Annotated in this window: 9 protein-coding genes and 1 pseudogene; 3 read left to right on the top strand and 7 right to left on the bottom strand. The window is 67.3% G+C overall.

Features of this window, described 5'->3' with window-relative positions; genetic code table 11:
* Nucleotides 1-114: 114 nt before the first annotated feature.
* From ACWEN3_RS34035 to ACWEN3_RS34025, 3 genes are read right to left on the bottom strand one after another with little or no spacing between them, the layout of a single operon-like run.
* Entirely contained in the window at nt 115-1,383 is a 1,269-nt protein-coding gene (locus tag ACWEN3_RS34035; protein ID WP_452978814.1) for a sugar ABC transporter permease, read from the bottom strand.
* The gene (locus ACWEN3_RS34030; protein ID WP_452978811.1) at nt 1,377-2,159 is read right to left on the bottom strand and encodes an ATP-binding cassette domain-containing protein; all 783 of its coding nucleotides are present in this window, start codon (nt 2,157-2,159) and stop codon (nt 1,377-1,379) included. The genes ACWEN3_RS34035 and ACWEN3_RS34030 overlap by 7 nt, the downstream gene beginning before the upstream one ends.
* A 33-nt stretch (nt 2,160-2,192) precedes the next feature.
* Entirely contained in the window at nt 2,193-3,284 is a 1,092-nt protein-coding gene (locus tag ACWEN3_RS34025) for a sugar ABC transporter substrate-binding protein (RefSeq protein ID WP_452978808.1), read from the bottom strand.
* Nucleotides 3,285-3,934: 650 nt separating this feature from the next.
* Here ACWEN3_RS34025 and ACWEN3_RS34020 point away from each other — a divergent pair.
* On the top strand, nt 3,935-4,219 hold the full coding sequence (locus tag ACWEN3_RS34020; protein WP_452978805.1) for a hypothetical protein: 285 nt from the start codon (nt 3,935-3,937) through the stop codon (nt 4,217-4,219).
* Nucleotides 4,220-4,570: 351 nt separating this feature from the next.
* On the opposite strand, the gene ACWEN3_RS34015 is transcribed toward ACWEN3_RS34020, so the two are convergent.
* Nucleotides 4,571-5,332: a hypothetical protein gene (locus ACWEN3_RS34015; RefSeq protein WP_452978802.1), complete on the bottom strand. Its 762-nt coding sequence runs from the start codon at nt 5,330-5,332 to the stop codon at nt 4,571-4,573.
* 137 nt (nt 5,333-5,469) lie between these two features.
* A pseudogene (locus ACWEN3_RS34010) lies at nt 5,470-5,568 on the bottom strand (cold shock domain-containing protein); the annotation flags it as partial.
* A 286-nt stretch (nt 5,569-5,854) separates the two neighbouring features.
* On the opposite strand from ACWEN3_RS34010, the gene ACWEN3_RS34005 reads away from it, so the two are divergent.
* Both ACWEN3_RS34005 and ACWEN3_RS34000 read left to right on the top strand, forming a co-directional pair.
* Complete coding sequence (locus ACWEN3_RS34005) at nt 5,855-6,205, top strand: hypothetical protein (protein WP_452978799.1); 351 nt, start codon at nt 5,855-5,857, stop codon at nt 6,203-6,205.
* 82 nt (nt 6,206-6,287) lie between these two features.
* Nucleotides 6,288-7,217: a hypothetical protein gene (locus tag ACWEN3_RS34000; protein ID WP_452978797.1), complete on the top strand. Its 930-nt coding sequence runs from the start codon at nt 6,288-6,290 to the stop codon at nt 7,215-7,217.
* A 345-nt stretch (nt 7,218-7,562) separates the two neighbouring features.
* On the opposite strand, the gene ACWEN3_RS33995 is transcribed toward ACWEN3_RS34000, so the two are convergent.
* Together ACWEN3_RS33995 and ACWEN3_RS33990 are read right to left on the bottom strand one after the other, a co-directional pair.
* The gene (locus ACWEN3_RS33995; protein ID WP_452978795.1) at nt 7,563-8,150 is read right to left on the bottom strand and encodes an Imm21 family immunity protein; all 588 of its coding nucleotides are present in this window, start codon (nt 8,148-8,150) and stop codon (nt 7,563-7,565) included.
* A 527-nt stretch (nt 8,151-8,677) separates the two neighbouring features.
* On the bottom strand, nt 8,678-9,062 hold a 385-nt coding region (locus ACWEN3_RS33990), incomplete at its 5' end, for a hypothetical protein (protein ID WP_452978792.1).

Raw genomic sequence — 9,062 nt, 5'->3', positions numbered from 1 at the left:
GCCTCGACGTCGGCGACCAGGTCCCGAGCGTCACCGGATACGTGCGCCGTATGCATGTGGAGGGCCGCCCGCCCACCGCCCCTGCCGGGCGGGTGGGCCGGGTGAATGGACTGCTCAGGCCCGGCCGTGCGCCTTCTGGGAGCGGCGCGACAGTGCGTCGATGACCGCGGCGGCGAACAGTACCCCGCCGGTGATCACAAACTGGAGGGCGACCGGGATGTCTGTGATCGCCATGCCCGAGGCGATCGACTGGATGATCAGCGCGCCTAGCACCGCGGACCAGGTCGTGCCGCGTCCTCCGAACAGGCTGGTGCCGCCGATGACCGCCGCCGCGATGGCGTTCAGCAGCAGGACGCCCGAGCCGGAGGATTGGCTGACCGAGGTGATCCGTGAGGCGAGGAACAGGCCGCCGATCGCGGCCATCGTGCCCGAGACTGCGAGCACTGCGGTCTGCACCCGCACCACGTCGATACTGGCGCGGCGGGCTGGCTCGACACCGCCGCCGAGTGCGTAGACCTGTCGTCCGAGGTACGTGCTGCGAAGGAGCACGTCCAGTCCGGCCACCACGACGAGGAAGATCAGGAGGGCCAGTGGCAGCCCGTGGAATTGGTTGAGCGTGTACGCGGCGGCGAACGCGATCACCGTGAGCGCTCCCGTTCGCACCCCGAGCTCGCGGAGCGAGCGGTTCGGCAGGCCAAGGGCCTGCCGCCGGTGTCTGCTCCGGTAGGAGATGACGAAGGGCAGGCCTGCGCCGAGCGCCGCCAGACCGTAGGCGACGCCGTCCTGGCTGAAGTAGTAGTTGGTCAGCCTGGCGACGAGGCCGTTTTCGTTGAGGTCGATGGTGCCGCTGGTGCCGAGGACGTAGAGCATGACGCCGTTCCAGGTCAGCAGCCCCGCGAGCGTGACGACGAACGCGGGCACGCGGGTCTTGGCGAAGGAAAACCCCTGGATGGTGCCGGCCGCTGTGCCCACGAGCACCGCGAGGATGGCGGCGAGCCATTCCGGGACGCCGTTGTCGACGCTCAGCACGGCGAAGACGGCTGCGGCGAGGCCGCTGATCGAACCGACCGACAGGTCGAGCTCGCCGATCAGCAGCACGAAGACGATGCCGACCGCGATCAGACCCGTACCCACGATGTCCACGCTGAGGTTGGACAGGTTCCGGGGTGAGAGGAAGTTCGGGTTGAGGCACTGGAAGACGATCCATACCGCGAGGAGGACGAGGATGACCGGGAGTGAGCCCAGTTCACCGGCGATGAACTTGTGCCGGGACGCGGCGGCCCAGCTCTCCACCACACGGACGACTTTCCGCCCGGGCCCCGGTCGGCGGGGTTCGGCGGCGGCCTGCCTGTCGCCCGCCTTGTTGCGGTTCTGTGTCACCAGTCCACCTCCCGTTGGGCCATCCAATGAGGAACGTTCTCCGTGGCCCCGGTGATGGAGGAAATGATCTCTTCTTGGGACGCCGTGTTCACGTTGAAGAAGCCGTTGTTGCGGCCCAGCCGCAGCACCGCGGCCCGGTCTGAGAGGGCTTTGACATCGGCCATGTTGTGGCTGATGAGGAGGACTCCCATGCCGCGGTCACGCAGATGGTCGATGAGTTCCAGGACTTCGGCGGTCTGTTTGATGCCCAGGGATGCCGTCGGTTCGTCCAGGAGGAGTATCCGGGGGGCGCCGAGGAGCGAGCGGGCGATGGCGACCGTCTGCCGTTGGCCGCTGGACAGGGACACGACGGGGGAGCGCAGATCGGGCAGGCCCGTCGCCAGACGCTTCAGGAGGTCACGGGTACGGCGTTCCATCTCCACTTCGTCGAGGAAGCCGAGTCTGTGGATCTCGTGCCCGAGGAACAGGTTGCCGACGACGTCGAGGTTGTCGCACAGGGCGAGGTCCTGGTAGACGGTGGCGATGCCGAGAGCCCGGGCGTCGTGGGGACGCCTGATGTGGACCGTTCGGCCCTCCCATTCGATGACGCCCGAGTCCGCGGGGGCCACGCCCGAGATCACCTTGACGAGGGTGGACTTGCCGGCCCCGTTGTCCCCCAGAAGCGCCACGACCTCGCCCGCGCGAATCTCCAGTTCGATGTGGGTGAGGACCCGAACGACGCCGAAGCGTTTGCAGACGCCGTGCAGCGCCAGCAGTGGTGGAGTCGGCACGGAAACCATCTCCTTCCCCGGGCCCGGCTGTGGTGGACCGGCCTATCGGGTCAGTCCGGCCCTGTGGCAGGCCGTCCTGAGCCGGGGCACGCAGATCTGCTGGACCGTGTACACGCCGCCCCTCACGAGGGTGTCCTTGATGGTGCCGGCGGTCACTGACACGGGGGTGAGCAGGACGGCCGGAACCGCGTTCCCGCCGCGGGTGTGCACCGTGCCGGTGGCGATGCGGTGGAGGTTCTCGCCGCGGGCCGCAGCCACGGCCATGGCGGCGCCCGCGGACGCCTCGGCGCTATTGGGCTTCCAGACGGTCATGTACTGTTCGCCGCCGACGATGCGGCGCACGGCTCCGAGGTCGGCATCCTGGCCGGTGACGGGGGGCAGCGGGGAGATCTTGTTCGCTCTGAGGGCGGAGATGACACCTGAGGCAAGGGCGTCGTTGGCGGCGTAGACGCCGTCGATGTTACGGGCGCCGAGGCCGGCGATGGCGCCGGACATGTTCATGTTGGCGATGTCCGAACGCCACATGGGCGTGTCGTACACCTTGCCGATCTTGACCTTACCTCTGAGCACCGACAGGGCGCCTTCCTCGAACAGAAGGGTGTTGGGGTCGGTGGGATCGCCGTTGATCATGACGATCTGATTGCCGACCGCCCGGTGGGCCATGGCCTCCAGCAGCGCCCTCGCCTGGAGCCTGCCGACCTCCTGACCGTCGAAGGACACATAGCCCGAGATCGGGCCCTCGTCGAGCCGGTCGTAGGAGATGACGGGGACGCCCGCGTCGTGCGCCTTCCTGACTGCGCCACTGAGCGCTCTGGCGTCGACGGCCACGAGGACCAGTGCATCGACCCCTTTGGTGATCATAGAGTCCACCTGTCGCTGCTGTGCGGCCACATCGCCGTTGGCATTGGCGTGCTCGACCGTGCAGTCGCCGCACAGTTGCTTGACCTTCTCCTGCAGCAGGGGCCTGTCCACGGACTCCCAGCGGGACGTGATGGCATCAGGCAGCAGCAGACCGATCCTCGGGCCGCTTCCGGCGTGGGCCCCGGCCCCGCCCCCCTGTCCACAGGCAGCAAGAGCCATGGCCATCGACACGGCGACCACGGCGATAGCAGCGTCCCGTATGAAGGTCTTCATGTGAGAGACCTCCCTGAGACGTACCACTGGGGTGAGGCCCGGGCAGGGTCCGCATGTCGGGGTGGCCGTGGAGGCGACTCGCTCCGTCGGGATGGCCGGACCGGCGGGCGGACCTGGCGAGGAGCGGTGCGCGCGTCTTTCGTGCCCCTTCGGCCGCCCGCTCAGGGGCGCAGATGGCGTGCGTGCGCGGCGCCGTGCACGCCCCAGACCGGTCGCCCCGCGGGCACCGGCGCCTCCCTCAGTGCGTATGGCGATACCCGGCCTCCCCACCCGGCCACGCCACAAGACGGCCACGTCGTCAGTCTGGCATCGGCAGCGGTGACCTGCGAGCGCAGTGGATCCGTGAGGGTACGAGGCGCCGAATCCGAGTCCGCACGATCGGGTAGGCGGGCCGGTTCTTGGCATTCCCACGGCTCGATGTCCGGCTCCCCCGGGGGCAGCTCCACGACGGTCGGCATGTGATGACGGTGCCGGAGCCCTCAGCTTGGGAAGCTGCGATCATTTGCGGTCGGTTCGGGCGCTGACCTGGGCGAGCTGCTGAGCTGTGGCCTTGTTGGCAGCGCTCATGCTCACCGTGATTCCCCGCCGTTCCCCGCTCGATCTGGTGCGATTGTGGTGCGGCCCGCGTCACCGGACTTTAAGGTCGGCGGGTGATCAACATCCAGGTGCGCGGTGACTCGGGGAGGCCTGTGGCACGTGCCCAGGCCGGGCTGTCGTGGACGGACCTCATCCCCGCGCTGGACCAAGTGAACTTTCCGATGCTGTGGGCTCTGAGCCCCTACGGGGATGCCGTCTTCAACGAGCGGCAAGTGCCGTTGCTGGTCGCGGAACTTGATCGTCTTCCCGAAACCTGTGGCGGTGCCTGGGTGAACCAGACCCGAGAGCTGTGCCAGGTCGTTCAGAACGGAACACCTGTATCTCTGGTTTGTCGGTGACTGAACGATCTTGAAAACCGTCGTGGCGCGAGTCACCGTGGGTTCAATTCCCACATCCACCGCGCAGGTGAACGGCCCCTGACCAGGCGAATCGGTCAGGGGCCGTTGCGTTGCGCTGTGCCCGCTCGGCACCGCAGATCCCCGCGGTTCAACGTGTGATCGGGCACGGATGGGGCACGGGCACCTTCTGATCCGTAGCTCTACAGGGATCGGTCAACGAGGGTCATAGAGGCCGCCGTTCGATCCCTCAGAGTCGCTGTCGGTCGTGTTCGGTTGCTGGGGTTGCTGTACTTCGCTGCTGTACGCCCGGAACCGCGCTCAGGCTCGGCTGGGCCTCCTCGCTGACGAGGTTCACATACCGATCGACTTCCCGTCGACGGTCTCACTCGCGGGCGGCGGCGTCAGGCTCACCGGCGAGTTGTAGTCGGTGAAGGTGAGCGTGCCGCCGTCGCCGGAGCTTATGTCGATCATCCTGAGTGGACGCGGGACCGCGGTATTGGACACGTCGAGCGTCGAAGAGTCGCTCATATCCTTCAGTCGCAGCGCCAGCTGACCGTTGACGGTAGTTGCGCCGCCTTTTTGCAGACCGCTGGTGTCGCCAATCTCGTTGGCCAGCATCTTGTTTAGATTGCACAGGTCGGACATGGATGATCCCATGTCACCCGTCTTGGGCGTCTTGATCCACTTGTCGACGAGCATGGCCAGGACAGTGGGATCGTTACCGCCGTTGGCGGTCCAGAAGGCGCGGTCAGCGTTGATCCACATCGTCGGGCCGATGAGCCTCACCTTCACGGACCCCTTGCCCTCCGTCATGCTCCCCTTACAGCCCTTGCCGCTGACCAGCGTGATGTCCAGGTCGATGGTCTGACCGGAATCCTTCGCCCGCCCGGCGTAATGGACAGTCGACGCCTCCTTCAGGTTCGCGATCGCCTTCCGGGCGATCTCGCTGCCGCTGAGCCCGTCCAACGGCCCCGCCGGCTTAGACGGTGCGACCGATGCCGTGGCGGATGCGGCGGCGGGCTTGGCCGGATCAGCGGGGTTGCAGGCCGCAACCAACGTGGTGAGCGCCGTGCACAGTACGGCGGCCGACCCGACACGCATGACAAGGTTCAAAGTGACCCACCCTTGATGTCCATACATAACCCGCGCTCGGCGCGAACACAGGCGGCACATATTCGCACGCCTGCGCGACTGATTGCCGGTCAGGGTCGAGATCACTGAGTGACGGGCCGCCGCATCATCCGTCGGGTGTCCACGTGCTGTCCGGGCGACATGGTGCGGAAGCCGGTCGCCTGGATGTCGGAGAAGTGACCGAAACAGCCACCCCGGGTCTCGGGGGAGTCGAGCACGGCCCATGCCCAGACGTCCGTCGTCGTCCGCCCGCATCAGCCTTCCGTCGACGTGCAGTCAGACATCTGCGGCCCGTTTGCGCCCCCGGCCCAGCGGCCCCGGCCTAACGATGTGATCACGATCACCCGCGCGGTGTAGCGGTATTTCGGACACTGCACGAATCAGGAGCCATGCCGTCGGCGTAACGTCCGTACCTCTCACTCAGGAGTCCGGGAAGGGCTCCTGACTGGCACTCACCACCTTGGAGGCTGTAGCCCGGTGAGAATCCGAAACCACCTTCCCGCCTTGGCCGCTGCGACGCTGCTGACCGCCGCCCTGGCGCTGCCGGCCGCCACCGCGTACGCCGACCCGGCCCCGGCCGACGCCACCGCCGCACCGTGGTGCGAAGGCAAGGCGTCCGACGGCACCACCCTGTTCTTCGTGGACACCCAGTTCTCGTCCACGCTGCTCACCTACGGCAACGAGGCCCTGACCGCCACCGGCAAGGTCCTTGCCCAGGAGCCCGACGGAACCCTGGCTCCCTATGCCGGCCCGTACACCCTCAGCGTGACGCTCGGGAGTGCCGGTCTGTACGCGGCCGTGGGGACGGACCGTCGCCGCCGACGGCAGCTTCACGGTCTCCAAGTCGGTCCCTGAGTCGGCAGGCAAGCCGCAGCTCACGCTAAAGGCTGTCGTCGACCGCATGGGCTTCTGCGGGCCGTCCACACAGGTCGACCCGGTGACCGAGCCGACCCGGATCGTGCTCGACAAGGCGACCGCCGCGGACGTGCCGGCCTGGGGGACCACCAGCATCAGCGGAACCCTGGAGTACCAGGCGCAGGACGGCACCTGGCACCCCGCCCCCGGCCAACCCCTCACGCTCCAAGGGACGAACGTGATGCAGGCCGGCACCACGGGCAGCGACGGCCGGTTCTCCTTTACCCAGGACGTATACAACACGCCGACCCACTGGACCGTGGACGCGCAAGACCACACCGGCGGCTGGGACGAGTACCTGACCGGCACGTCCGCCGGCTTCGACATCACCTCGATCGACCAGCACGCCACGCTCCACCTGGCCTCGGCGAAGGTCGACGCCCACTCCAGGCTCTCCCTGTCCGTGAGCGCCGACAGCACGAACGCCGCGGTGCCCGGCAACGTCCTGTACCTCCAGCAGTCCGCCGACGGGAAGACCGGCTGGACGACGGTGAACCGCATCCCGGCGAATCCGCTTCCCGTCGCCCGGACGGTCACCTTGACCGTCAGCAACCCGCACGGCTACTGGCGGCTGTTCTCGCCGGCCGCGACCGACTTCCCGGCCGCGTACAGCAACACCGTGCACACCTCCGTCTACGCGACGAAGGTGACGGGCGGGAAACCGAACCACACCACGGTCTCCAGGAACAGCTACGTCAGCTTCAGGGGCCACGTCTACGAGCAGGGCACCACCGGCCCCTGGAAGCCCGTGACCCACAGCTACGTGACGCTGCTCTTCCGCCCGGTGGGCCAGAAGACCTGGCTGTCGCGGGGCCGGGTGAAGACCGACGGCAGCGGCGCCTACCGGATCAGCGGCAAGGCGACCACCGGCGGCACCTGGGTCGTCGCCTGGTACACGCAGGACAGCACGCACGTGGACGCCCAGGGCCCGCAGACCTACGTCCACGCCTGAAAGTGAGCGTGTTCGCGAGCGTTTCCCGGCGGCACGGACCATCTCCGACAGCGGCCCGGGCGTCACTCGCATGAGATGGCCCACAACAAGCCCGAGGCCTCCTACCTGCGATGAAACCGCAGGTAGGAGGCCTAATCGTACGGGCGTTACTTCGTCTTGCGCTGGGGCTTGCCGGGGATCTTGGTGAGCTGGGTTTTTGCTGGTCGGGCGCGGTGGGACCGTGCGCCTGGTGGTCGTCGTTGGTTGTCCTCGGCCACCGTTGCGCGGCCTCGGACGGCCCAGGGACGGCCCGGACCGTGGCGCTGTGGCAGGCTACGGGCCACAATTCGAGATGCTACCTAGGCATCAAGAACCAGCTGTTGGTAGGAGTTGGACCACACCGAACGAAGGGGACTGGTCGGTCTTGTAGAACGCGCGGACTCTCCATCGTCCTGCGGGCACGGGCACCGGCGCTTCATCCGGCTGACCCTTGCCGTCCGGGTACGGCACGCCGAGGTCTTCGCCAGCCTCGACTGAGTCCATCAGAACCGCCGGGCCGTCGGTTTCCCAGACCCCGCACTCCTCCCATGGCGTCGTCTCATCGCTCAGGACGGCACCGGCTGCGGCGACCAGCTCGGCTTCGGAGTTGGCCCCGAGCCACCGCACGAAGACCCTGTCTTCGGGTAGGTAGCAGGTCGTGGCTGGTTCGTCTCCCAGCACCAGCGCGGTTGTGCTCTCGGCATCACCCATGCTGATCGCTTCGGCGTACCCCTCGACGGCGCAGGCCCGGTCGTATTCGTCCGGCTGGTCGGTGCAACCGACGATGATGCCGTCTTTGGTGCAGCCGTTCCACTGGTGCAGCTTGGACGCGGGAACGACGATCAGCGGGCCGCCCATGGACTCCACCCATGTCAGGTCGACCCTGTGGCGATCGGAGTTGTCGCTGTCACTCATGCACGCAGTCTGCCTTCACTCTGTGACCGGGCGAGACGATGGGCAGCTGGGTTCTTCCTCAACACTGCTTCACTGATCGGCACATGCGCCGGTACCCGAAGCACCGTCTCTGAGCAGGGGAAGCCGTCGTCGACTGTCGTCATCTGTCATCGGCGGCCGCCCTCGGACGGCCCAGAGACGGCCCGAGCGGGTGTCGCGGTGCGCCCCTCGATGCGAACTATGGGCAACGGGGTCATTGAGGTCCACTGGGCTGGCCAGTCGGCCGATTACGGTTCTCGGCGGTCGGCTGCGATCGCGGTGGTTGCTGTACTCCGCTGCTGTACTGCAACACTCATTGCAGCTGGCCTCGGGTAGCTCACTGACCTACGGCGTAAGGGCGAACTGCCCCTGACCGGTCGTTGGTCAGGGGCAGTTGTCCTGTGCGATGCTCACGCGCGACCGTTGTTCCCTGCGGTCCCTAGCAGCTCTCGAATGTTGTGATGGTCCCTCCTGGGGGTCTGCGGTCGTCGGCGGCGGGTGGGCGTCGATCAGGGCTGAGGTGTCACCGCTACCCATCGCGATGCAGGGAGCGGCCCTTGTGCGGGGGCGGGGCATACAAGGGCGTTGGTGGCCGCACAGTGCAGGGTGTAGACCGTGCCGCTCTGGGTGATGATCTTGTAGAACGCATCGCTGCCCAGGGAGTCGACCGAGACGCCGCAGACCGTGGAGTTCGTGGGGAAGCCGGCGATCGTGCTGAGGTCGGTCCAGCCGGGAGCGTTGGCCGGGCCCGAGACGATGTTCGGGTTGTCCGGGTTGTTCCCGCTGGTGACGCGCCTGCCGGCGAACGGCACCCCATTCTTGAGCGCGGCAAGGAACTGCTCGGCGCCGTTCGGCTTCGTCGAGTCCACACCCGTACCGCACGCGGTCGCTGTC

It is taken from the genome of Streptomyces sp. NPDC004561 (assembly GCF_053602155.1).
This window is presented reverse-complemented; position numbering and strand designations above follow the sequence as displayed.

Bases quoted from the DNA above. Each gene is read 5' to 3' on its own strand.
- ACWEN3_RS34030 (WP_452978811.1), bottom strand. From the start codon at position 2,159: ATGGTTTCCGTGCCGACTCCACCACTGCTGGCGCTGCACGGCGTCTGC.
- ACWEN3_RS34025 (WP_452978808.1), bottom strand. From the start codon at position 3,284: ATGAAGACCTTCATACGGGACGCTGCTATCGCCGTGGTCGCCGTGTCG.
- ACWEN3_RS33995 (WP_452978795.1), bottom strand. From the start codon at position 8,150: ATGAGTGACAGCGACAACTCCGATCGCCACAGGGTCGACCTGACATGG.